This window comes from Luteimonas fraxinea, from assembly GCF_021233355.1.
Taxonomy (GTDB): Bacteria; Pseudomonadota; Gammaproteobacteria; order Xanthomonadales; family Xanthomonadaceae; genus Luteimonas; species Luteimonas fraxinea.
This window is the reverse complement of record NZ_CP089507.1, coordinates 3,627,998-3,651,996: the sequence shown is the minus strand read 5'-3', so window position 1 is coordinate 3,651,996 and position 23,999 is coordinate 3,627,998. Positions and strand designations below refer to the sequence as shown.

General features: G+C 63.3%; 17 protein-coding genes. 11 read left to right on the top strand and 6 right to left on the bottom strand.

Annotated elements, in window-relative coordinates; all coding sequences use genetic code 11:
• Window positions 1-145 precede the first annotated feature (145 nt).
• From LU699_RS16575 to LU699_RS16565, 3 genes are all read left to right on the top strand, one after another.
• The gene (locus tag LU699_RS16575; RefSeq protein WP_232580298.1) at window positions 146-694 is read left to right on the top strand and encodes a hypothetical protein; all 549 of its coding nucleotides are present in this window, start codon (window positions 146-148) and stop codon (window positions 692-694) included.
• A 50-nt stretch (window positions 695-744) separates the two neighbouring features.
• Complete coding sequence (locus tag LU699_RS16570) at window positions 745-1,260, top strand: hypothetical protein (RefSeq protein WP_232580297.1); 516 nt, start codon at window positions 745-747, stop codon at window positions 1,258-1,260.
• 146 nt (window positions 1,261-1,406) lie between these two features.
• Entirely contained in the window at window positions 1,407-2,060 is a 654-nt protein-coding gene (locus LU699_RS16565) for a pPIWI-associating nuclease domain-containing protein (RefSeq protein WP_232580296.1), read from the top strand.
• A gap of 509 nt (window positions 2,061-2,569) precedes the next feature.
• On the opposite strand, the gene LU699_RS16560 is transcribed toward LU699_RS16565, so the two are convergent.
• The 3 genes from LU699_RS16560 to LU699_RS16550 form a co-directional block, all read right to left on the bottom strand.
• The gene (locus LU699_RS16560) at window positions 2,570-3,931 is read right to left on the bottom strand and encodes an AAA family ATPase (protein ID WP_232580295.1); all 1,362 of its coding nucleotides are present in this window, start codon (window positions 3,929-3,931) and stop codon (window positions 2,570-2,572) included.
• The gene (locus LU699_RS16555) at window positions 3,928-4,878 is read right to left on the bottom strand and encodes a reverse transcriptase family protein (protein ID WP_232580294.1); all 951 of its coding nucleotides are present in this window, start codon (window positions 4,876-4,878) and stop codon (window positions 3,928-3,930) included. The genes LU699_RS16560 and LU699_RS16555 overlap by 4 nt, the downstream gene beginning before the upstream one ends.
• Before the next feature lie 277 nt (window positions 4,879-5,155).
• Window positions 5,156-8,884, bottom strand: a complete 3,729-nt coding sequence (locus LU699_RS16550; RefSeq protein ID WP_232580293.1) for a methylmalonyl-CoA mutase family protein — start codon at window positions 8,882-8,884, stop codon at window positions 5,156-5,158.
• Between the two features lie 553 nt (window positions 8,885-9,437).
• On the opposite strand from LU699_RS16550, the gene LU699_RS16545 reads away from it, so the two are divergent.
• Window positions 9,438-9,632 carry a hypothetical protein gene (locus LU699_RS16545; RefSeq protein ID WP_232135723.1) on the top strand — a complete coding sequence of 65 codons (195 nt, stop codon included), beginning with the start codon at window positions 9,438-9,440 and terminating at the stop codon, window positions 9,630-9,632.
• Window positions 9,633-9,642: 10 nt separating this feature from the next.
• On the opposite strand, the gene LU699_RS16540 is transcribed toward LU699_RS16545, so the two are convergent.
• Window positions 9,643-10,203 (bottom strand): DUF488 domain-containing protein, encoded by a 561-nt coding sequence (locus LU699_RS16540; protein ID WP_327058885.1) that lies wholly within the window; start codon window positions 10,201-10,203, stop codon window positions 9,643-9,645.
• 456 nt (window positions 10,204-10,659) lie between these two features.
• Entirely contained in the window at window positions 10,660-12,732 is a 2,073-nt protein-coding gene (locus LU699_RS16535) for a C1 family peptidase (RefSeq protein ID WP_232580292.1), read from the bottom strand.
• 209 nt (window positions 12,733-12,941) lie between these two features.
• Here LU699_RS16535 and LU699_RS16530 point away from each other — a divergent pair, with 209 nt between their 5' ends.
• The 3 genes from LU699_RS16530 (at window position 12,942) to LU699_RS16520 (ending at window position 17,105) form a co-directional block, all read left to right on the top strand.
• The gene (locus tag LU699_RS16530) at window positions 12,942-14,504 is read left to right on the top strand and encodes a phospholipase D family protein (protein WP_232135725.1); all 1,563 of its coding nucleotides are present in this window, start codon (window positions 12,942-12,944) and stop codon (window positions 14,502-14,504) included.
• A 606-nt stretch (window positions 14,505-15,110) separates the two neighbouring features.
• A complete protein-coding gene (locus LU699_RS16525) occupies window positions 15,111-16,211 on the top strand; it encodes a Glu/Leu/Phe/Val dehydrogenase dimerization domain-containing protein (protein ID WP_232135726.1) in 1,101 nt (366 codons plus the stop codon).
• 171 nt (window positions 16,212-16,382) lie between these two features.
• On the top strand, window positions 16,383-17,105 hold the full coding sequence (locus LU699_RS16520) for a carbonic anhydrase family protein (RefSeq protein WP_232135727.1): 723 nt from the start codon (window positions 16,383-16,385) through the stop codon (window positions 17,103-17,105).
• 453 nt (window positions 17,106-17,558) lie between these two features.
• On the opposite strand, the gene LU699_RS16515 is transcribed toward LU699_RS16520, so the two are convergent.
• On the bottom strand, window positions 17,559-20,402 hold the full coding sequence (locus LU699_RS16515; RefSeq protein ID WP_232580291.1) for a S8 family serine peptidase: 2,844 nt from the start codon (window positions 20,400-20,402) through the stop codon (window positions 17,559-17,561).
• A 178-nt stretch (window positions 20,403-20,580) separates the two neighbouring features.
• Between LU699_RS16515 and LU699_RS16510 the strand changes: the two genes are divergently transcribed.
• From LU699_RS16510 to LU699_RS16495, 4 genes are all read left to right on the top strand, one after another.
• Window positions 20,581-21,756, top strand: a complete 1,176-nt coding sequence (locus LU699_RS16510; RefSeq protein WP_232135728.1) for a thiolase family protein — start codon at window positions 20,581-20,583, stop codon at window positions 21,754-21,756.
• Between the two features lie 126 nt (window positions 21,757-21,882).
• On the top strand, window positions 21,883-22,218 hold the full coding sequence (locus LU699_RS16505) for a hypothetical protein (protein ID WP_232135729.1): 336 nt from the start codon (window positions 21,883-21,885) through the stop codon (window positions 22,216-22,218).
• 204 nt (window positions 22,219-22,422) lie between these two features.
• Entirely contained in the window at window positions 22,423-22,785 is a 363-nt protein-coding gene (locus LU699_RS16500; protein ID WP_232135730.1) for a hypothetical protein, read from the top strand.
• Window positions 22,786-23,407: 622 nt separating this feature from the next.
• Window positions 23,408-23,998: a bactofilin family protein gene (locus LU699_RS16495; protein ID WP_232135731.1), complete on the top strand. Its 591-nt coding sequence runs from the start codon at window positions 23,408-23,410 to the stop codon at window positions 23,996-23,998.
• The last annotated feature ends 1 nt before the right edge of the window (window position 23,999 follow it).

The following is a 23,999-nucleotide window of genomic DNA, read 5'->3' as shown; positions in this document are numbered from 1 at the left end:
CCAACTGTCCAAGCGCAGGACGCGGGCTCTAGCGGGTGGCTCGCTGGGGGGACACGGTGCTACTGACACCGAGGCGTTATGAGGCGCACACCCCGGGCTCGTTACCTAGGGTCGAAAAACTTGAAACATAAGGGGTTAGCTTGCTATGACATATCTCAGCGAGTTCCAACAGGCAGTCGCCTACTCCCAGCAGCTCGGTGTAAAGCCCGACATGACTTTCGCGCAAGAGCGACTTCTGGTGCCCAAAAACCTAGAGGCAATCCCTTATATGGTGCGTGATGTGCTCGGAGAGCTAACTCCTGCCGACCTTGTTGCACAATGCTTAAGCATCCACCTCCGCCTAGTTCCCGTGCTCGAGAAAGTGTTCGGCGTGCAGCCAGCTTTCACGATCGGCTACATCAAATCGGGCAGCACTTTTCGATTCAAGACTCTCGATAACTACTTTTCGGAACTGGCCGCCAACGGGCTTGGCACACGTACGTTTGAAGCCCATGCGTGGCTTACGCTTCCAAGCATGGAGATACTTGATTTTTCTCTTCCAACCAGCATGGCTTTGATAAACGGCTGGACGGAGGGGGAAGGCATGGTCTTGTCGGGACACGCCGATGAGCTCAAGCATAACCTTTCCTACCATCCTCAGCTTGTGGGCGCTGAGTTCATCAATAAACTCGGGCTAATCTGGACCACAAGCTAACCACTCGCCCAAGCGGACAGGAGGCTCTTCTCTATTTTTTGGAGATAATCATGAGTTCAGAAAAACACACTCTTGGTAAGGCGATCGACATCTTGCTCGCAGCCCTGGAGCCTCTAGATGAGGCATCGAGGGAGACCGCGATAATCGCAGTCTGTCGGCAGCTAAACCTAGCCCCAGTGTCCGGCGCGCTCTTTGTGAGCGATCCCCTACCGCACGAAACCCCCGCCCCGCAGCTGAGCTTGGAGCAGCCAATCGAGCGCAGGTCGCGGGTGGATATCCGCTCGTTCAAGGAGCAGAAGAAGCCTCGAACCGCGCGAGAAATGGCGTGCGTAACAGCCTTCTACTTACAAGAGCTTGCAGGTGATGAGGAACGCAAGGACAGCATCTCCACAACGGACCTCGAAAAGTACTTTAAGCAAGCGGGGTACAAGCTCCCAACGAGAATGGCGCAGTTGCTTGTCGACGCGAAAGCTGCCGGATACTTTGAGTCGACCGGTCGAGGCGAGTACAAGTTGAACGCGGTTGGGTACAACTTGGTGGAACACAACCTGCCTGGCGAAGGCTAATGCCATCCCACGTGACAGCATTGTTGGCTCAGATTGAAGCCGAAAGAAAGTTGCTCAACTCAGTTGCAGGCCCCCAGGTTCAGTCAAAGGTATCGCGCGAGCGAATTCGTAATCTTATCGAGGGGTACTTTGCCGACGTCCGACCAATGATCGAAGACAACACAGGTGATGGCACCCACGTCGCAGAGGTCGACCGCATGATGCAGCTGCTTTTGCAACTAACGCACAAGGCATCATCTACAAGCAAGTACAAGGAGCTTTTTAGATCGCTGAAGAAGCACTTAGTGCTTTTAGATACGAAGTTAGTTGCAGCCCCAGTCCGGACCAACGTAATCGAACTAAGCGCTGCGGATGGCCGCCTAGTGGCAACGCTTCGGTCGTTACTGCCCACGGCGGCGATGTCATATGAACAAGCACTCATCGATCTCCGCACCGAGAATCGATTGTCTTGGCGCGGACCGGCGACAGACTTGAGAGAAGCGCTACGGAAGGTGCTTGACCAGCTCGCGCCCGATGAAGATGTGAAAGTTGCGCCTGGCTTTAAAATGGAGCCAGACGCACGCGGCCCTACCATGAAACAGAAAGTACGCTATGTCCTGAAGAACAGGCGTGTTTCCAAGAGCATTAGCGAACCAACTGAGAATGCTGCGACCGCAGTAGAAGAGGCATTGGGGACATTTGTTCGATCCGTATATACTCGGTCAAGTGTCTCTACCCACACCAGTACCTCCAGAGATGAGGCTCTCCGGGTCCTAGATCTAGTGCGAGTAGTGTTGTGCGAGCTATTGGAAGTGAGGTGACCGCCGGAGCCCTTCCAACGGGAAATAGGGTTGGAAACCACATTGGCGCCGGTGTGTCGGCCCTGTGCTTGCGCCGTCCTGTCGCGATGGGCATGCACCTCTACGCAGGAGCATTCATATCGCGCTCGGCTTCCGCCGCGACCTCGATTCACATCGCTAAGGCCCAGGCATGGAAGACAGCCTCACCCATTAAGGCGCTCTCTCCAACCGATCCCACCGCCCCCCCCCCCCTGTCAGCGCATCCTCTCGACGCTGAGCCCCCCGCTTCAATCCCTGTCGCATGCCGTCCCCCTGACTGGCCTACGTCACCCCTCGCGCAGCGTCATCCTAGATAAGTGAACCTGGAGCATGCACTCTGCGCTGGGTTACCAATCGCCCCATCAATACGAAAAGCAGTTCAATCGCCTAAGGTATGTGCCTTAGGTTCATTGTCCGAGAAACCAGGGGTACTCCAAACCGACCCCGTTATTCGCGTTAGGCAGGACTACGCAAGTTAATGGGCGATCGGTCTACATATCTACACTTGTGACAAGCTGTGGCTCCGAAGCTAGAAAGACAGACAACGTAGCTGCAAACCCAGCGATCGCCTCGGCCTCGTTGCAACAAATGACATCGAATATTTCGCGCTCCGACAAAACGCGCTGTCGCATCATTTCCGAAAATAAGACTTTCGGTCTAGCGTGGTCAAATGACGCATCCAGACGAGGCTCGAAGGCGGAGTCTTGATAATACCGATGAAGCGCTTTCTCGACACTATCCACCGGAATGCAGAGGGTATTCCGGCTGCGCCCCGCGCGTGTGTCGCGCTGGTCACCGTCCAACACCGAAATCACAGCCGCAGCATCGCTAAGAAAACCCTCGACCGCGTTTCGCCTCATGAGATCGATAACGTTTTGACTGCCACCAATATAGATAACCTTGCACGAGAAAAAGCTGGGGCCACAGAACCTTGAAATCACATACTCGATAAACCTCTGCAGCACATCGTCCTCAGTAAGGATATATCTATCCCACCCGCGGAACCCGAACAAGATAGTTTTTATGAAGCTGTAGGAGAGGGGAATCAGTACGACTTCGTCCCCTTGTTGCTCCATGTACCGCAGTTCGCCAGGGAGCACAGTCTTTAGCATCGCTAAAGAGTGCGTAGTGAACAGCACGTTTCGAGAATAGCGGGAGCACATCCTGCGTAGTTCACCAACGAGTCGCACTTGCGCAGCAGGGTCTAGAGAAATATCGATCTCATCAATAGCAATCAGCCTGCACTCACTTCGCAAACGCTTGTAGAGACTTATAAGGAAATACTCGCCGGAGCTAAAGTAATCTTCCCTGATATACCTCCCGCCTCCTAAAAGCGTGCAAAAGTACTGATTTCTACCTAGCGTCACTTGCACGACGCGTTCGAACTTGCCCGTACCGTATATCGCCTCAAGAAACGAAATCAACTCATTGGGTACGGTGTACTCACCGAGCACAATGGCACGCCGGATAGAGAGATCGGCATCACTGATGGAGCGGAAGTAGTTGAAGCGCTCCCCGTGCGGGACAGGCAACTCCGCGACCACCAGTCCGCGCAGAGAGTCCGGAATTTGCATGCGGCAATCGAGGGTGCGGAGCGAGGGATCGTAAACAAAATCGAACTGCTCATTATTCCAGTTATACGAAATTCGACTTTCTTCATTGAAGATAGTTGGAGCGGAGGTGCGCATAAAGGTATCCGCAGAGGCGATATTCTTCAGCGCTTTTATGAGAGTCGTCTTCCCTGCCCCATTCTTGCCGGCAACGCATATTATTCCGTTTTTCGATAGATCGAGTTCAACGGTGAGATTCGAGATATGTTGAACATTCTCAATATGGACGCGAAAAACGGTCACAGAATAGTCTTGTGCAGGAGACTGTCAACTATTGTCACTCCAAACTTTCGACGAAGTTTCCCCAGATACTCCTGATCCACAGTATTTACGTAGCTAACCAGACCCGCGAGATGCTCTAACCCGCCAGCACGGTCATTCTTTACCAGTGCGAGAAAGCGCTCTTGATCGACTCGATAGAAATGGATAAGCACCTCAATTCGATCTTTAGTCCTTTGGTCAACAGTGATTCGTCCATTCGGCAGAATTACCATACCAAGAATCTTTACCTTACGACCAATGCTCGTCAGCTTCGTTTTTTCAGCATTGAGCTGCAGCTTGCCGTCGAATTCGTGCAGCAAGACCTCCTCCACAATCGCCTTAGCGGAGCGTGTCAATTCGAGGTCACCCGAAGAAATAATGAGGTCATCTGCGTATCGAGTGAAATGCAACCCAGCCGTCTGACACCTCTCTCGGAGTGCGCGGTCGAACTTGTATAGGCATGCGTTACTCAACACCGGGGATGTCGAGAATCCCATTGGAAGCGACCCGTTGAGAAGCACTAAACTTCGTACTCGCGCCGTATATTTTTCAACATCTTCGATCGGCGACCGCTCTTTATGTTCATCAATAACATTGGCGACCACGCCTGAATCAAGACTGCCAAAAAAGCTCGTGATGTCCGCCTGAAAAAAGTGGCGGCTTCGAGCATGAGGAGAGACAGCGTCATAGGCACTGGAACCCTTCCTGTATCCAAACGCAACCTCGGATTCCACAGGGAAGTAGTCAAAGAGGAACAAGGTCAGAAAGGAGTGGTATGCCCTTAAGCGCTTATCGGGGCTATACATAGTTCTTTCGTTAAGCTGAAATGCGGTCGCGCGCGCAGTCACATCGCAACTCATAAAGTCTGCGAACTGATGTTTTCCGTGATACATCGCATCAAAGAGATCGCGCAATGGCTGCTTATTCATAGTTGCCCACTCCAATCAGTTGCGCACACCGAAGGATACGACGTCATATCGCTCGTTTGCACTAAAGATCAATGATGCGGGGCCGCCGCAGACACATAAGTAGGCTGTTGTTTTACAGTTCGCGCGGCCTGCCAAATGCAGACCGCGCAAATGTAAAGTTAATTAAACGGCCTAGAGGTCAGACTGGTGACCGGAGATGCTCCTGGTCGCTGACATGACCCGATGGTACCGCAAAACCAGCTTCAGAGCGGGCTCCCACCAAAGCCAGGCTGCGGTATTACATGTTGCGCCGATACTCCCCACCCACGTCGTACAACGCGTGGCTGATCTGCCCCAGGCTATGCGTCTTCACCGCCTCCATCAGCGCCTCGAACACATTGCGCCGTTCGCGCGCCGCGTTCTGAAGATACGCGAGGTTCTCGGTTTCTGATGCATCGGCGCGAAGAGCGCCCTCACCCCGGCCCTCTCCCTGAGGGAGAGGGGGAAGTACAACCGCATTGCGACCTTCCTGCCAGTTGCGGACGTTCTCGATCTGCTGGCCCTTCTCTTCTTCGGTGCTGCGGATCAGCTCGATCTCGGTGGCGATCTCGCCGGCGTGTTCCTTGGGCAGGAACATGTTCACGCCCACCAGGGGCAACGAGCCGTCGTGCTTCTTGTGCTCGTAGTACATGGACTCTTCCTGGATCTTGCCGCGCTGGTACATGGTGTCCATGGCGCCCAGCACGCCGCCGCGCTCGCTGATGGCTTCGAACTCCTTGTAGACGGCCTCTTCGACGATGTCGGTGAGGTAGTCGACGGCGAAGCTTCCTTGCCAGGGGTTCTCGATGAAGTTGAGCCCCATTTCCTTGTTGATGATCATCTGGATGGCCACCGCTCTGCGCACGCTTTCTTCCGTGGGCGTTGTGATGGCTTCGTCGTAGGCGTTGGTGTGCAGGCTGTTGCAGTTGTCGAACAGGGCGTAGAGCGCCTGCAGCGTGGTGCGGATGTCGTTGAACTGGATCTCCTGCGCGTGCAGGGACCGGCCGCTGGTCTGGATGTGGTACTTCATCATCTGGCTGCGCTCGTTGGCGCCGTAGCGCTCGCGCATGGCGCGTGCCCAGATGCGGCGGGCGACGCGGCCGATGACGGTGTACTCGGGGTCCATGCCGTTGGAGAAAAAGAACGACAGGTTGGGCGCGAAGTCGTCCACGCGCATGCCGCGCGCAAGGTAGTACTCGACGATGGTGAAGCCGTTGCTCAGGGTGAAGGCGAGCTGGCTGATCGGGTTCGCGCCGGCTTCGGCGATGTGATAGCCGGAAATGGAAACCGAATAGAAGTTGCGGACCTTGCGATCCACGAAGTACTGCTGGATGTCGCCCATCATCCGCAGCGCGAACTCGGTGCTGAAGATGCAGGTGTTCTGGGCCTGGTCCTCTTTCAGGATGTCGGCCTGCACGGTGCCGCGCACGGTGGCGAGGGTGCGGGCCTTGATGTCGGCATAGGTGTCGGCGTCCACCATCTGGTCGCCGGAGACGCCCAGCAGGCTCAGGCCGAGGCCGTCGTTGGTGGGCGGCAGTTCGCCGTGGTAGCGCGGGCGTTCGCGGCCTTCGAAGAGTTTGGCGAGTTTAGCTTCCGCATCCTGCCAGCGGGCCTCGTCTGCCTTGAGGTACTTCTCGATCTGCTGGTCGATGGCGCAGTTCATGAACATCGCCAGGATCATTGGCGCGGGGCCGTTGATCGTCATCGACACCGACGTGGTGGGCGCGCACAGGTCGAAGCCGGAATAGAGCTTCTTCATGTCGTCGAGCGTGGGGATGTTGACGCCCGAGTTGCCGATCTTGCCGTAGATGTCCGGGCGCGGCGCCGGGTCTTCGCCGTACAGGGTGACGCTGTCGAAGGCGGTGGACAGGCGCGCGGCCGGCTGACCGACGGACAGGTAATGGAAGCGGCGGTTGGTGCGCTCGGGCGTGCCTTCGCCCGCGAACATGCGGATCGGGTCTTCGCCGGTGCGGCGGTACGGATACACGCCGCCGGTGTAGGGATAGCTGCCCGGCAGGTTTTCCTTGCCCAGGAAGGTCAGCAGCTCGCCCCAGCTCTTGTAGGTGGGCGCAGCGATCTTGGGGATCTTCTGGTGGCTCAGCGAGTCGCGGTAGTTGTCGACCTTGATCGACTTGTCGCGCACCTGGTACTCGGTGAATTCGTCGGTGATCGACTTCAGACGCTGCGGCCATTCGCGCAGGAGCTTCAGCGATTCGCTGCTGAGCGCCTGGATGGCGTCGTTGTAGCGCTGGCGCAGGGTGAGGAGGGAGCGGTCGACTGCGACGGCCCCGCCCTCACCCGCACCTGCGGTGCGACCTCTCCCGGAGGGAGAGGTGCTGAGTTCGCGCGCAGTGTTGGGGTCAAGCGCGGTGCCGGCCTGGACGGGGTCGGCGGGGACTGCGGGGGATGGGCTGTCGACGACCACGGCACCCTCACCCGCAGCTGCGCTGCGACCGCTCCCGGAGGGAGAGGTGTTGGGATCGCGGGCGGGCTGCAGATCATCGGAGTGATAGAGGTCGAGCGCCTTGGGCAGTTGAGCGTCGCCCAGTTCCTGCAACGCCTGCCACATGGCCTGGGCGCGGTCGGCGGCTTCGGCCTGGCGCTCGATGTCGCTGTTGATGCGGCGACCGGATTCGGCGATCTCGGCCAGATAGCGCACGCGCGCGCCGGGGATCAGCACGGTGGCGCGCGGTTCCTTGAGCGAGGTGTCGAGGCCGGGCTGGAAGCTGCACTGGCCCGCATTGCCGGCGCCGGTCTTCTCGCGCAGCAGGCGGCACAGGTTGTCGAACATCCAGGTCACGCCGGGATCGTTGAACTGGCTGGCGATGGTGGGATACACCGGTACGTCGGCATCGGCGGTCTGGAACGCGACGCGGTTGCGCTTCCACTGCTTGCGGATGTCGCGCAGCGCGTCCTCGGCGCCGCGCTTGTCGTACTTGTTGAGCACGATCAGCTCGGCGTAATCGATCATGTCGATCTTCTCGAGCTGGCTGGCCGCGCCGTAGTCGCTGGTCATGACGTACATCGGGAAGTCGACGAGATCGACGATCTCCGAATCCGACTGGCCGATACCGGCGGTTTCGACGATGACGAGGTCGTAGGCGAGGCTCTTGAGGAAACCAATGCAGTCCTTGAGCACCGCATTGGTGGCGACGTTCTGGCGACGCGTGGCCATCGAGCGCATGTAGACGCGATGGCTGCGCAGCGAGTTCATGCGGATGCGGTCGCCGAGCAAGGCGCCACCGCTACGGCGACGCGTGGGATCGACCGAGATCACCGCGATGCGCATCTGCGGGAAGCTGGCGAGGAAGCGGTTGAGCAGTTCATCGGTGACCGAGGACTTGCCCGCGCCGCCGGTGCCGGTGATGCCGATGACCGGCGTCTTGCCGCCGGCCAGCTGCCAGGTCTTGCGCAGTTTCGCAAGTTCGTTCTCGCTGATGCTGCCGTCTTCGAGCGAGGAGAGCACGCGGCCCAGGCCGATCTCGTCGTCGATGTCGGGCGCGTGGCTGGAATCGTCGCGGACGGCGGCATCGCGCGCGGTGGCGGCGCGGTTGACGACGTCCTCGATCATTTCGACGAGGCCCATCTTCATGCCGTCGTTCGGGTGATAGATGCGCTCGACGCCGTAGCCCTGCAGCTCGCGGATTTCCTCGGGCGTGATCGTGCCGCCACCGCCGCCGAACACGCGGATATGGCCGGCGCCGCGTTCTTTCAGCATGTCGACCATGTACTTGAAGTACTCGACATGCCCGCCTTGGTAGCTCGACAGCGCGATGCCGTCGGCGTCTTCCTGCAACGCTGCGCGCACCACGTCCTCGACGCTGCGGTTGTGGCCCAGATGGATGACCTCCGCGCCCTGCGACTGGATGAGGCGCCGCATGATGTTGATGGCCGCGTCGTGCCCGTCGAACAGGCTGGCGGCGGTGACGAAGCGCAGCGGGGAAGACTCGGGCTGACGGTCGGGAAGCTGGTTGGCCGGCGTGCTCATGGCGCGCTCCTGCGGGGACAAAAGATGCGTCGATTGTAGCGGCGGGCGGGGAGCTGTTTCGGCTGAAAATATGCTGCGGTGCGGCATTTTTCGAGGTGTGTCGGTCTTCGGTTGGTCGGGCTGGAGAGCAGAGTCGCTGGGCCCCGGCGTGCGCCGGGGCGACAGGTGGTTGGGTTGTCTGGGCGTTGCGAGTGGTGGCCGCATAGCTGCATGCGGATGCTGTGAAGCAGCACTTACAAAAGCTCTCACGAGCGCTCGCGCGTTCCATGGTCGCGGCGTATCGGAGCCCGGGACTTGAAGATCAAAATGGGCCCCAGCGTGCGCTGGGGCGACGGTCGAGGAGATTTCTTCTTCTGTCATCCCAGCGCACGCTGGGATCCATTTTGATTTTTCGCGGAGCCGGACGGTCCGGTAGAGCCTCACTGCGCCGAGCCCGTCGCCCCGGCGCACGCCGGGGCCCAGCGACTTCCACACGGACATGGAGCGCCGCCGCCCTTGCCTGCCCTCGACAGCATCGGGCGCAGCATCCAGATCCCACTCCCGGAGCGCCACCATGACCCCACTCGACAAACCTCTCAAGCGCGAAGTCCGCATCGGCGAAGACGCCTATTCGCTGACCATCGATCCCGACGGGCTGAAGCTCGTCCCCAAAGGCAAGCGCAAGGGCCTCGAACTGCGCTGGACGGATCTGGTCAGCGGCGATGCCGCATTGGCGACCGCGTTGCAGGCGTCCCTCGACACGCCCTGAGTCGCAAGCCTCAGAACAATCCCGCCTGCGTCGGCGGATAGACGAGATCCGCGCCGGCTGGACGCGCATCAGGGTGCATCACGTGCGGCTGCATTTTGCCGATATCGAGAATGTGGCAGACCTCGACGCCGCGATGGGTCAACAGATCGGCGACCAGACGCCGATGACACCCCCACCACAACGCCTCGGCGCACATCAATGCGGTGCGGCGTTTCGCGGCGACGGCGAGCGTCTGAGACAGGCCGTCCGCGAATTCGTCGCTGGTCATGTGATCGGCATAGCCCTGGAACGCGTTGCTGCGCCACGCGCCATTCGGTGAGCCCGGCTGCGCGCGCCGACGGCCGCCAAGATGCGGCAGCCAGTGGTAGTCGATGCGGGATGCCGCCAACTGTTCGGCCATCGTTTCGCTGGCGAACCATGGATAGCGGCGCGAGCCGGGAAACCGCCGCACGTCGACGATGGCCTCGATGCGCCAGTGGATGAGCAGTGCGAGGAAGTCGTCCCAGGACCGCGTCGAGTGACCGATGGTCCAGAGGGTGTCGATGCTGGGAACTGGATCGGGACTGGGCACGGCGAGGGATATCTGCGGCGGGTGTGCCATTGGAATCGGCAGCATGTCAGGCGGGCGTCAGTCGAGTGATGTGCACCGGACGGTGGGGCGTCAGTGGAACCAGTGACGGCAATCAGTCCGTAACGCATGCGCGGCGTTCTGAAGCGTCTGCGGTGGATCAAAACACGAGGATCAAAATGAGCCCCAGCGTGCGCTGGGGCGACGGCAAGAAAGGATTCGTTTTGATTCCCGCGTGCGCTGGGGCGCGGGGCGGCGAAGCGGCGAACGCAGTAAAAGCTCTGACGCTTTATGTCGTCATCCCAGCGAACGCTGGAAGCGTCTTTCAACAGCCGAACGGCTGGTCATCCATTTTGACGTTCGCGCAATGGTGGAGCTCCCATAGCACGAGACTCTCGAACCCGTCGCCCAGGCGCACACGGGGTCCAGCGACTTGTGCACCGGGTCAGACAGACCGAATCACCCCCGCCCCACCGGCTCCAATGCCTCGCTCAACCGCGCCCGGCAATCCGCCAGCCCCGATTCCGACCGGTGAATCCGCACCGGCGCCGTGGTGCTGCGCTCGCCCAGAATCCTGTACAGCGTAGCCTGCAGCGTCGCGCTGTCATCGTCGAAGCCGCCGTGGCTCGTCGCTGCGCTGCCATCCGCCGCATGCGTGGGATCGCCCTGCACCGGGGCTTGGATCCAGTCGAGCTTGCCGGTCGCCAGCAGGTCGCGGATCGCGCCGTTGGATTCGATGAAGCGCGCCATGCCCAGCAGCGGTGTGCCGTTGCGGTACTCGCGGCGCACCCAGCTGCGGGCGCGTTCTTCGAAGGCGTGGGCGACGAGGTACAGCAGCGACTTGTTGTAGACGCGGGCGCAGTGGTCGTCCTGTTCGGCGCGGTCGCTCAGGGTGAAGAGGCCGGCGTGCGCGATCTTCCCCGCTGCGAGCGCGGGCGCGAAGCTCTGTTCGAACAGCGCCATCGTCATCGCCGGTGCCCACAGGTTGAGGCTGGCGATGCGTTGGCCGATGCCCTGCATGCTCGCGGCCGGGCCCGTGGAGACGAGACCGTCGGCGGTGAGCAGTTGCGCCAGCGGCGCGAGCAGGATCGAACCGGCGCTGTGGCCGACGAGATGCAGTTCGACGTTGGGATCGGCCTGCATCCACTCGCCCAGCAGGCGCGCCACCTGCGCGGCGCCGCCGGCTTCGGTGAGTTGATCACTGTTGCGGATGACGGCCGTCGTCGCGAGCAGCGCGTTCTCCTTCATCTCGTTCCACATCGCCTTGCCGCCGAGCGCGCGTGCCAGCGGTTCGATGGTGTCGTCGACGCGGTCCAGCAGCACGCCCTTGGCCTTGTCCATCAGGCCCTCGCTGCGCGGGCGCACGGCGTCGCGCAGGACATTGCCGAGCGTGCTCCAGAAGTCGGTCTTCCAGACGAAGCACAGCGGGTAGATCTGCTGCGGCAGCATCAGCTCGCGCAGGTCGGCGACGCGCTGGATCGCGGCCTGTTCGGGCACGAGGCCGCCGTGCGCGTAGAGCATCACCCGCTTCTTCTGCCAATTCTTCGTGATGCGCGGCAGATCCTCGCGGATGAGATTGCGCACCGCGTCCTGGCTGGTGCCGAAGCGGCCGCTGGTCCGCAGGCGACCGTCGTTGCCGAGGCTCACGATGTGCGGGCGCAGATCGGCCTGCGAGTAGCCGTTCGACTGCCGCGCCAGCGCGGAGTTGCTGGCGGCCACGCCCTGCACGCGCTGCAGGCGCACCGGCACCGCGAGGCGCGCGACCCAGACATCGGTGCCGCGCTGCAGCCATTCGTCGTAGCTGATCCAGCCGAAGCCGCGCTTGCCCCAGCCGGTGCCCCAGGAATTCTGGATCCAGAAGCCGTCGCGGTCGTAGCCGACGATCGCGAACGCGTGGTAGCCGGCGATCGGCTGTTCGGACCATTCGATGACGCCGGACGCCGGCGGCATCATCCAGTCGGCATGCACGGCGGCCGAGGCGTAGAGCACGCCCACTTCCGCGAACGCGGCGTGCATCGCCACGAGGTCCTTGTGGTTGACGCGGTAGTAGGCCCCGAGCGGATGTTCCTGCGCGGCGCGCGCGCGTTCTTCGGTGTAGACCTCGTGCAGCGGGCCAACGGGCGTATCCGGCCAGCAGTCCTCGGCGCAGACGCCGTGGCGGTGCCAGCCTTTCATCGCGCCGCGGCAGCTGGAGCCGTCGTAGTCCTCGCCTTCCCACTCGTCGTAGCGGCGGGCCATGTCGTAGAGCATGCGCGTGCTCATGCGCAGCGTGACCGGGTCGGGCCGCCGGCGACGCAACAGCGTATGCGCGACCGTCGCCAGGCCGTAGGCGGTGCAGGCGCCCTCCTCGCCCTGGTCGAGCACCGGCACGCGCAACGCGGCGAAGCGCGACAGCGGCATCTCGCTGGGCACATCGACCAGCGTGGGTTCGAACATGCGGTCGCGGAAGTCCGCGGTGTCGGGGCGTGCATCGAGCAGCCGCGGGGTCGTCGCCTTGCGCGACGCGCTGCGCGTGGTCTTCTTCGTCGCCATGAAGCCTCCGTGGTTCGCAGATATCGAACGCGCCCGGGTCTGCCGGGCGGACAGCGACGGATCCCCCGCCGCAGTGTGCAACGGATCGATGACGGTCGCGATGTGGTCGAGGCTGCACCGGCGCGGTCGCAGCCGTCGCGACCGGCCGTGCGAAGACGCGCAGGCGGCGCATCTGCGATGCTTGTCCGGATGACCTCGAGCCCCCGTACATGAAGAAGCGCGTCAAGAAGCTGATCGGCTGGGGACTTTTCACCTTGCTGGTGATGGCCGTGAGCAGCATATTCGTGGCCGATCGGCTGCTGCCGCCGGCCACGGGCAAGCCGAGCCAGACGCTGCCGCTGTCGGACAACGCCACCGCGCTGGACCGAGAACTGGCGCCGCTGCTGGCGCGCCACGACGGCAAGACCGGCGCGATCATGCTGCCCGACGGCGTGGACGCCTACGCCGCACGCGCGATTTCCGCGCGCCAGGCCGGACGCAGTCTGGATCTGCAGTACTACATCTGGCACGACGACCTGACCGGCCGGATGCTCGCCAACGAAGCCTGGAAAGCCGCCGAGCGCGGCGTGCGCGTGCGCATTCTGCTCGACGACATGGGCATCGGGAAAATGGACGCCACGCTGCTGGCGATGGACTCGCACGACAACATCGAACTGCGCGTCTACAACCCGTTCCGCAACCGCACCGGCGTGATGCGCCTGCTGGAAATGGTGCAGCGCGCCTGGGGCGTGAACCACCGCATGCACAACAAGGCGTGGATCGCCGATGGCCGCGTGGCCGTGGTCGGCGGGCGCAACGTGGGCGTCGAATATTTCAGCGCGGCCGAGGAATTCAATTTCCATGACCTCGACATGGTGCTGTTCGGCCCGGCCGTCGCCGATGCCAGCGCGATTTTCGACGACTTCTGGAACAGCGAGGCGGCGATTCCGATCGAGGCGCTGAACCGCAAGTCGAAGTCGACCATCCGCGCGGTGCTGGCGCAGATCCAGGAAGAAGCAGGCAGCGAGGAAGCGCGCCGGTATCTGGACGCGATGGAACTGTCGCCGAGCGTGCGCGGGTATTTCTCGCAGGGGCTCACGCCGATCTGGAGCGAGCACATCCAGATCCTCTCCGATCCGCCGATCAAATGGCGCGGCGACGATCGCGAGGATTGGCTGGTCGAGCGCCTGGTCGGTGACATCGTCGAGGCGGACCGCTCCGCACTGTTGATCTCGCCCTACTTCGTGCCCGGCGTGCAGGGCACCCAGGGACTCGTCCACCTTGCCCAGCGCGGCGTGCATGTGTCGGTGGTGACGAACTCGCTGGCGGCGAACGACGTGGTCGCCGTGCACGGCGGCTACGTGCGCTATCGCACGACGCTGCTCGAAGGTGGCGTGCATCTGTTCGAAGCCCGCAGTCAGGCGGAAGCGAAAGCCGCCAGCAGCCTGTTCGGCAGCAGCGGCGCCAGCCTGCACACCAAGGCGATCCTGGTCGACGGTCGACGCGGTTTCGTCGGCTCGTTCAATCTCGACCCGCGTTCGGCCAACCTCAACACCGAGATGGGCGTGTTGTTCGACGACCCTGCGTTGGGCGCCGCCCTGTTCGAGGAGTACCGGCACCTGACCGCGCCGGGCATGAGTTACTGGGTCTACCTCAATGGCGACGGCGACACGCGATGGCTCGACCGCGCCGAAGACCCGCCCGCGCCCTTGAAGCTGGAACCCGACAGCACCCGCCTGCAACGCGTGAGCGCGAATGTGGTGCGGTGGTTGCCGATCGAGTCGCAGCTTTGAAGCCGACCCCGGACGACGCTCCGGGCACTGTATGACCGACGCATCGTTCGATTTGCGCGATTCGCTTCAGCACGTCATTCCCGCGAAGGCGGGAATCCATGGACTTTGAGCTTCAGCTCTACGCGACGCCGCAGACTGCAGCGGATGCGGCGACCCGGCACGGAGCCTGTAACGCTTGCATCCTGCACGGACGTCCATGGATCCCCGCCTTCGCGGGGATGACGAGATCACGCTTACTGTGCATCTTCGCTCGGAGCGCGTAAGTCGTTGGATGACCAGCGTCACGCGTTGTAGATAAGCTCCGGCCTCGCCAACGCGACGACCGGAGCGCGTAGCCGACCATGAAGTCGAGCTAGTTCAGGAGTGGCGGGCCGGACCCCGACACAGGTTGCCATCGCCGAATCCCCGCAACCACTTGATCCTGAAGCCCTTCCGACCCGGCAGTTGCACCTTCAACCAATTGCCCGGACAGGGGCGTAAAATGCCGCGGTCACTCACACCCTGCGGCCCTGCCGGACCCATCCGGTCGCCTAGACCGACCCGCACAGCCCCCACGCCGCCTCCTGCCACCAGACGTCGGGCCCAACGCCCGTGACGGAGTTTTGAATGATTTTCGAGCACCTCGACACCTACGGCCACGAGCAGGTCGTGTTCTGCCACAACAAGGACGTGGGTCTGAAGGCGATCATCGCGATCCACAACACTGTGCTGGGTCCGGCGCTGGGCGGCACCCGCATGTGGCCGTACGACTCCGAGCAGGACGCGCTCAACGACGTGCTGCGCCTGTCGCGCGGCATGACGTACAAGAACGCGGTCGCGGGTCTGAACCTCGGCGGCGGCAAGGCCGTGATCATCGGTGACCCGGCCGCCGACAAGTCGGAAGGCCTGTTCCGCGCGTTCGGCCAGTTCGTCGAGTCGCTGGGCGGCCGTTACATCACCGCCGAGGACGTCGGCATCGACGTCAACGACATGGAACTCGTCTATCGCGAGACCCAGTTCGTCACCGGCGTGCACCAGGTCCACGGTGGTTCGGGTGACCCGTCGCCGTTCACCGCCTACGGCACGATGCAGGGCCTGCTGGCCTCGCTCAACCGCAAGTTCGGCAACGAAGACGTCGGCAACTACAGCTACGCCGTGCAGGGCCTGGGCCATGTCGGCATCGAGTTCGTGAAGTTGCTGTCCGAGCGCGGCGCGAAAGTGTTCGTCACCGACATCAACAAGGATCGCGTTGCACGTGCGGTCGGCGAATACGGCGCCGAAGCCGTGGGCCTGGACGAGATCTACGACGTCGACGCCGATGTCTACTCGCCGTGCGCGCTGGGCGGCACGGTCAACGAGAAGACGCTGCCGCGCCTGAAGGCCAAGATCATCTGCGGCGCGGCGAACAACCAGCTCGCCAACAATGCGATCGGCGATGAAGTGGAAAAGCGCGGCATCCTCTACGCGCCCGACTACGCGGTCAACGCGGGCGGCGTGATGAACATCTCGCTGGAAATCGACGGCTACAACCGCGAACGCGCGATGCGCATGATGCGCACGATCTATCACAACCTCACGCGCATCTTCGAGATCTCCGAGCGCGACGGCGTACCGACCTACATGGCCGCCGACCGCCTCGCCGAGGAGCGTATCGAGACCATGGGCAAGCTGAAGCTGCCGCTGGGCCGCGCCCAGCCCCGCTTCCAGGGCCGCGTGCGCGGCGGCTGATCCGGCCGTCCCGCAGCTGTCACAAAAACGCCACCTTCGGGTGGCGTTTTTCGTTTCGAGAACGGCGTGTTTGCGGGATTTGGCGGCGTCTACGGCTGTGACTTTCACACCGGAACTGCAGGTGTAGGCTGCGGCATCGGCGTCACCGGTCGCCATCCCTTGGAGAGTTCGATGCTGCGTTCGTCCCGTTCCCGCGTGCTCGTCGTCGCCGTGGCGGCGTTGCTCGCCCCCACGTTCGTGTCCGCTCAGCAGTACGACTACGAGCGTCAGGAAAAGTGGCAGTACCCCGCGTCGCTGGGCCAGTCGCCGATCGACATCCAGCGCACCGCCGCATCCGAAGGCGACATGGAAGAAGCCCAGGCGATTGAGTTGCGGGACACCGAAGCCGCGCTGCGCGTCGTCGACAACGGTCATTCGGTCGAAGTGGAAGCGCACGGCCCGGACGCGCTGATCCGCGGACGCCATTTCGAACTGATGCAGTTCCACTTCCACGCCGCCAGCGAACACACGATCGACGGCGAATCGTTTCCGCTCGAAGGTCACTTCGTGTTCAAGGCGAAGGACGGCCGTCTCGCTGTGGTCGGCGTGATGTACCGCGAAGGCGACGCCAACAAACTCGCCGGCGAAGTGCTCGAAGCGCTCGGCGATGCACGCGAAGGCGAGATCGAGCGCGAAGACATCGCGATCATGCTGCCGCGCGACAAGAGCTACCACCACTACCTCGGCTCGCTCACCACCCCGCCGCTGACCGAAAACGTCGAGTGGTATGTGCTGGACACGCCTGTGACCCTGTCGGCCACCCAAATCGCCGGCTTCAATGCCCGCTACAGCCACAACAACCGCAAGGTCCAGCCGCTCAACGAGCGCCCGTTAATCCATTACGCGGCGCATTGAGTGCTGGCGCGCTCGCGCGCGGCCTCGCCTCTTCTACTCTGCACCTCTCCTTCTGGGAGAGGTCGACGCGTAAGGCGCGTCGGGTGAGGGCCGAACCTTGGACGCGCTACAGGTTCGCTGGCACCTCTCCCTCCGGGAGAGGTCGACGCGCAAGGCGCGTCGGGTGAGGGCCCGAGACGGATAAAGAATGCGCGGGTTGCGCCTCCGATAGATCGTGAAAGCTGGATCGGCAAGATCGCCAGCGAAGTCACGATGCTGGTGGCTCGCTTTCCCTCACCCGACACGCGGCGCGAGTCGACCTCTCCCAGAGGGAGAGGTGTTACAGAACTTCCATCTCGCTGCAGAACTTCCGTCTCGCTGCAGAACTTCCGTCTTTCTGTACAGCCTCCGCATCGCCGCACTCGCAAAGAAAAGGCCACCCGTAGGTGGCCTTTTTCTACGGCGCAATCGGAACTAGAACCCGACCGCAACCCGCATCGACGCCATCCGATCACTGCCTCGCGGACCGAAGCGCTGATCGACGCCGAGTAACATCCGCGCGCGTGGCGTCAGCCAGGATTCGAAGCCGACACCGACCAGCCCACCCGAACGCGCCGGCGCGAATCCGGCGATCGGCGCCCACGCTTCGATGCCGGTGAAGCTCGCCTGCAGATCAAATCCGCTCGACGACAACGTCTGCTGCCATTCGCCGTATCCGTGCAGCGAGAACCCGGGCGCATCCCAGCGCGCGCGCAGACCCGCGATCGCCTGGCTGCGCTCGACATCCCAGCCCGCACTGCGCAAGCCGAAACCATCTCCGCCGCGCTCGTCGAACCCGTCGCTACGCAGCCGCACCTGCTCGGCGCCGACATAGGGACCGAATGCGGTCGAACCGAGCCGCCACTGGTGCCCCGCCTCGACCGCCGCCTGCGTGTAGCTGCCGGCGTAGCGCGTCGACACGCCCTGCCAGTCGGCGCCCGCGAACAGCTGCCGCTGCATGTCGCGATCGAAACGACCGCTGCCGAGCTGCGCCATGACGTAGCTGTCGCCAAAGCTGCGCGCCAGATACGCCTGCGCCTGCGTCTGCCGATCGCGATTGCGATCGCCACGTGCGGCGGCAATGCCGTCGCCGCGCAGCTCGCCGAACGCGAAGCCGGCCACCAGTCCGTTGCCGAGCAGATGATCGCGCCCGATGCTCCAGCCGTCGACGCTGAAACCATCGCGTGCAAAACCGCCGCTGCCGCCCTGCCCCAACGATTCCTTCCACACGCCCGCCGTCGCATCGCGCGCCGCCAATGCGCCCACGCGCGACGCGATCGCACGTCGGCCCATGTCGACGTTGTCGAACGTTGCCGTCAACGCTGCCGCATGCTGCGCGCCGGACATGCTGTCGAGCGCGGCGAGCGCCGCCGCCTCGCTCTGGATGCCCTGGAATGCACCGGCCGCGCGGATGAAGCCATCGGCGATCGGACCATCGCCCACCGACGACTGACCATCGATCTGCGAGAACGCACCTTCGACACGCTCGGCAGCGCCGAGCGACTGCGCGGTGATACTCGAGAACGACGCGGCCGCGGCCGTGACGTTGAGCCGGATGACATCGATCCAGGCGAGGTTCGTGTCGTAGCGCAGATTGCCTTCCAGGAAGACGCCCGGGCCGCTGGTGAGACTGCCGAAAACGCCGGTTACGCCACCCGCGGCTTCGACGACGTTCTCGCGTCGCTGCGTCGTATACCCGCTGACGACGCCGGTCACCTGCAGCTCGCCCGCGAGGCTTGCCGTTCCGGTCACCTGCAGCGGCGCGCCGATCTGCCAGGCGAGGCGACCGCTCGATCCCTGCTGGAAATTGCCAGCGATCGCGCGTGCGCGCGTATTGCCCGTGACCGCGAACGTGCCGTTGTTGACGAGGTTGCCGCCGACCCGCGCGCCGCCGAATTGCAGCGCCGCGCCGGATGCGACGGTCGCCGCGCCCGGAATCGAGGAGGATTCGAACGCCAGCGTGCCGCCTTCGGCCCGGGTTGCGCCGCCGTATCCGGCCACACCACTGAGCTTCAACGTGCCGCCGCCACGCTTGATCAAACCACCCGCGCCGCTGATGTCGTTGGCCCAGGTCGATGTGCCGCTGCTGAAGTTGGCCGTGACATCGCCCCAGTCGAACTTCGCCGGACCACGGACGGCCTTGCCGACGTTGAGCGCGCCGTAGCCGAACACCGGATCCACGCCCGGCGCGCCGATGTCGGTCGCGGTGCCGAGGATGGTCTGCCGCACGAGATCGTTGTCGAAGTACGGGAATGCTTCCCATACGAGCGCGGCCGCGCCCGACACCAGTGGCGCGGCCAGCGACGTGCCGCTGTAGCGGAAATATGTCGGCGCGTTGGGCGCGTCCGTGGTGCCGGTGACGATCACCGTGCCGGGTGCCACCAGACAGTAGCGCATCGCAACACCGCAGGCGTTCGAGTAACTCGCCAGCTGCGTGGTGCTGTTTTCCGCGAGGGCCGACACCGCGAGCCAACCGCGCTCGAGGTCCGCTGCAGGCGTGGTGCCATTGGTGCCAGCTTTACTCGGCAGCGCCGCAGTGTCGGAGGGATTGGCAAACCCCGAGTTACCCGAGGCGAATACCACCAACCCACCGTGGTTGATGATGAAGGGCCGATACTCGGCCGCGATCTGCGGGGTCACACCTAGATTAGTCCAGTACAACCCGCCCCACGAGTTGTTCATCACCTTGACGTTGCGATCGATCAGGTCACGGTGGATCGCGGTCAGACCGAGGGGACCATCGATCTCGTTGCCACCACCTGTCCCGTCGTCGACGGGTGGCTTGTCACTGATGATGCGGGCCGACACGATTTCTGCGTTCTGCGCCACGCCACCCGGCCATGTGCCGAAGGGACGACCGGTCGCGGTCTGCGCGACAGCGGTGCCGTGACCGACGACATCGTCCACCGACAGGTTGTTGCCCGACGATCCGATGTACGTCAGGTTTGCGACCACACGGTCGCGCAACGCCGGATGGTTGCGATTGATGCCGCTGTCGAGAAAACCGATGCGCACCCCGCGCCCCGTGAACCCGGCATCGTGCGCGGCGTAGGTATTCGTATCGGCCAGATGCCCGCTGTACGCCGGATTCGGCGGTTGCACAACCGTGGGCGGTGGCGTGGTCGGCGGTGGCGCCAATGGCGGCGGCGGTGTCGGCATCACGAGGCCGCCGCCCGATCCTCCCCCTCCGCACGCCGCGAGCACTGTCCCCAGCGCACAGGCCAACAATGTCCTCTGTGTTCCCTGCGCACCACTGCGCGCCTTCATCGCATTCGGCATCTGTCTGCTCTCGTCCCGCGCGGATGCGTCGCACCCGCCAACACCCCTGTTGCGGCATCTATACCCGCAATCCCGGATCGACGCTATCGGGGCTCGCCGCAAGGGCTGGCGACGGCGCAGCGCGCCGGGTGCGATAATCGGCGGACCATGCAGTTCACCTATTGGAGTCACCTCCCCCATGACTGACATCGTCATCGTCGGCGCCAAGCGCACCGCCATCGGTTCCATGCTCGGCCAGTTCACCGGCGTTCCCACGACGACCCTCGGCGCGACCGCGATCACCGCCGCGCTCGAACACGCCGGCGTGTCGCCCGATCTCATCGACGAAGCCATCATCGGCTGCGTGTTGCCGGCCGGTCTGGGCCAGGCACCGGCGCGCCAGGCATCGCGCGCGGCAGGCATTCCGGACAAGGCTGGCTGCGTGACCATCAACAAGGTCTGCGGCTCGGGCATGCAGGCGGTGATGTTCGGCCACGATCTGATCAAGGCCGGCACCGCGAAGTTCGTCGTCGCCGGCGGCATGGAGTCGATGACCAACGCGCCGCACCTGCTCAACGGCTCGCGCACCGGCATCCGCTACGGCAGCACCGAGATGCTCGACCACATGGCGTGGGACGGCCTGACCAATCCCTACGACGGCAAGTCGATGGGCGTGTTCGGCGATGTCGCCAGCCACAAGTACGGCTTCAGCCGCGAGGATCTCGACGCCTACGCGATCGAAAGCGCGAACCGCGCCAAGCACGCGATCGAATCGGGCGCGTTCAAGGACGAAATCGTTCCGGTGACCGTGGCCTCGCGCAAGGGCGACGTGTCCTTTGATACCGACGAACAGCCGGGGCGCATCCAGACCGACAAGATCCCGACCCTGCGCGCCGCATTCGGCAAGGATGGCGTGCTGACCGCCGCCAGCTCGTCGAGCATTTCCGACGGTGCCGCGGCGCTGGTGCTGACCTCGTCCGACGAAGCCGCCGCGCACGGCCTCGAGCCGCTCGCGCGCATCGTCGCCCACGCCCGCCACTCGCAGGAGCCTGAGTGGTTCACCACCGCGCCGGTCACCGCGATCCGCAACGTGCTCGAGAAGGCCGGCTGGTCGATCGAAGACGTCGACTTGTTCGAGGTCAACGAAGCATTCGCCAACGTCGCGATGGCGCCGATGAAAGATCTCGGCATCCCGCATGACCGTCTCAACGTGAATGGAGGCGCACTGGCGCTCGGTCATCCGATCGGCGCGAGCGGTGCGCGCCTGATCGTCACGCTGATCCACGCACTCAAGGCGCGTGGCCTAAATCGCGGTGTGGCCACGCTTTGTATTGGTGGCGGCGAAGCGACGGCAATTGCCGTGCAATTGGCGTGAACTTCGGATAACGTGTTTTTTACGAAAATACCACGCACGTCCCGCTTGACAGCCGTCAGAGGCTTGTCATCATGTCGGCGGCGCGCATTAAGCGCGTTGCCCAAACTTTCAGACGAGGAAGACACAATGACGATCAACAAGGCTCTGCTTGCCCTGGCACTGGGTATGGCTCTGGCTGCTTGCAGCAATGCCGACCAGGCCAACAGCTCGGCTGAAGGCGCTGCTGACGCAGCTGCCGACGCGCAGGCTGCTGCCAACCAGACGCAGGACCCGGCCGTTGCCGACACCGCGCAGGTTGCTGCTGACGACGCCGCTGCTGCTGCTGACGCCGCTGCCGACGCTGCTGCCCAGGCTGCCGCTGCCGGTACCGACACCGCTGCCGAGCACGCTGCCGACGCCGCTGACCACGCAGAGACCAAGGCCGAAGAAGCCAAGGACGCTGCTGAGGAAGTCGCGCCGTAATTTGCTTCGATGGCCTCGTGCCATCGGTAGTGGATTCGAAGACCGCCGGGATTTCCCGGCGGTCTTTTTTTTGCGTGACGTTCCGCCCCGCCACTGAAGAACGGCAGTTCAGCGGAGCGTCGGCCACGGTGGCCGGCGTTTGCACGGCCCTCACACCAGCGCATTCAATCTGCGCGCCGTCCGATACCTCACAGGAGACACGCCATGCATTTCAAGCCGATGACCGCGATTGCCGCCGCCACGATTTCGCTGGCCCTCGCCGCCTGCAGCAACTCCAACGACGCCGATCGCGAGCGCGCAGAAGCCGCTGCGGCAACCGAGAACGCCGGCCAGGCGATTTCCGACGCAGCGTCCGCCACGGCCGATGCCGCGCGTGCCACCGCTGACGCGGCTGCCCAGCACACCCGTGATGCCGCGCAGGAAGCGGAAGTCGCTGCGCAGGACGCTGCGCGTCGCGCTGACGCTGCCGCCGACGAAGCCGCCCGCGCAACGGGCCAGGCGACGCAGGAGGCAGGCCAGGCGATCGAGAACGCTGGTGAGCGTGTGGAAGAACGCGCCGATCGTTGATCTGCTTCCGCTGATATTTCTGGAAAGCCCGCCTGATGGCGGGCTTTCTTTTTGACGGGATTGCGAGGATCGAGCGAGACCTGACGTTCGTGCGCTGGCGCTGCACTGCGTGTTCTCAGTTGCTCAGGCAGCCGTATACGTCTATCGCCAGTCTCGCGCCGCGCGCACACAGTAGTGAGTATCCCGACTGCGGTAGAGCGCACGCGTCCTGCCCGAACACTCTACGCGACACGCTGATCTCCTATCTGCCTGACGCTTCGACGCGAACGCCTGAAGCGCGATCACTTCGACCAGCAGCCCGCGCGTTCTTTTCAAACGTCTTGCGACCCTCGCCGTTGCGAGCCGTGCGGCGAAGAATTACGGCGCCCGATCTGCTGCGAGCACCCTCGCTCCGCACACCATCAGCCCCCCTCAATCCAGCCCAGACCACATCTCGCGTAACGCTTCTTGAACATGCGGCAAGTCCTTGCCGTGTCTCGAATCCGCTCCGCCGGTCACAGTTGGCTGTCTTCGATTGCGTGCTAAGGTCGGTGTCCGCGTTTGCCCACCGCGGCGGCGTGGAATTCCCCTGTTCGAGCGGTCCTTTTCCGCTCTCCTGTCCATTTCCGAGGTAACGCGCGACATGGCCATTTTCCAGCAGTCCGGCACCGTCAAGAAGGATTCCCCCGCTTTCGGCACAGACGCTCCGCCGCCGCCCGCGCCGGCCCGCGAGACGCCGCCACCCGCCGTGGCGGATTTCCAGACCGCGACACCGCCTGCGCCGCCCGCCACCACGCCTGCACCAGCCGCAGCGCCGACGCCCGCGCCGCGTGCTGCAGCGCCGGTGAGCAAGGAATCGATCATCGCCGCCGACCTCACCATCGAGGGCAAGATCGAAGGTACGGGCGATGTGCGCATCGCCGGCCGCTTCAAGGGCGACGTCAACGTGCAGGGCAACCTGACCATCGAACACGGCGCCAAGCTCAACGGCGGCGTGCGTGCCCAGCAGGTGCTGGTGTCGGGCGAACTGGAAGGCAACATCGAATCGGCGTCGCTGGTCGAGCTGCGTGATTCGGCGGTGCTGACCGGTGACCTCAAGGCAGGCTCGCTGACGGTGGCGTCGGGCTCCAAGATCCGTGGCCACATCGAGTGCGGCTGGGGCGACGTCAAGCCCGGTCCGACGCCGACCGGCAACGCCAAGGACAAGGCCGCCAACGACAAGTCCAGCGACTGAC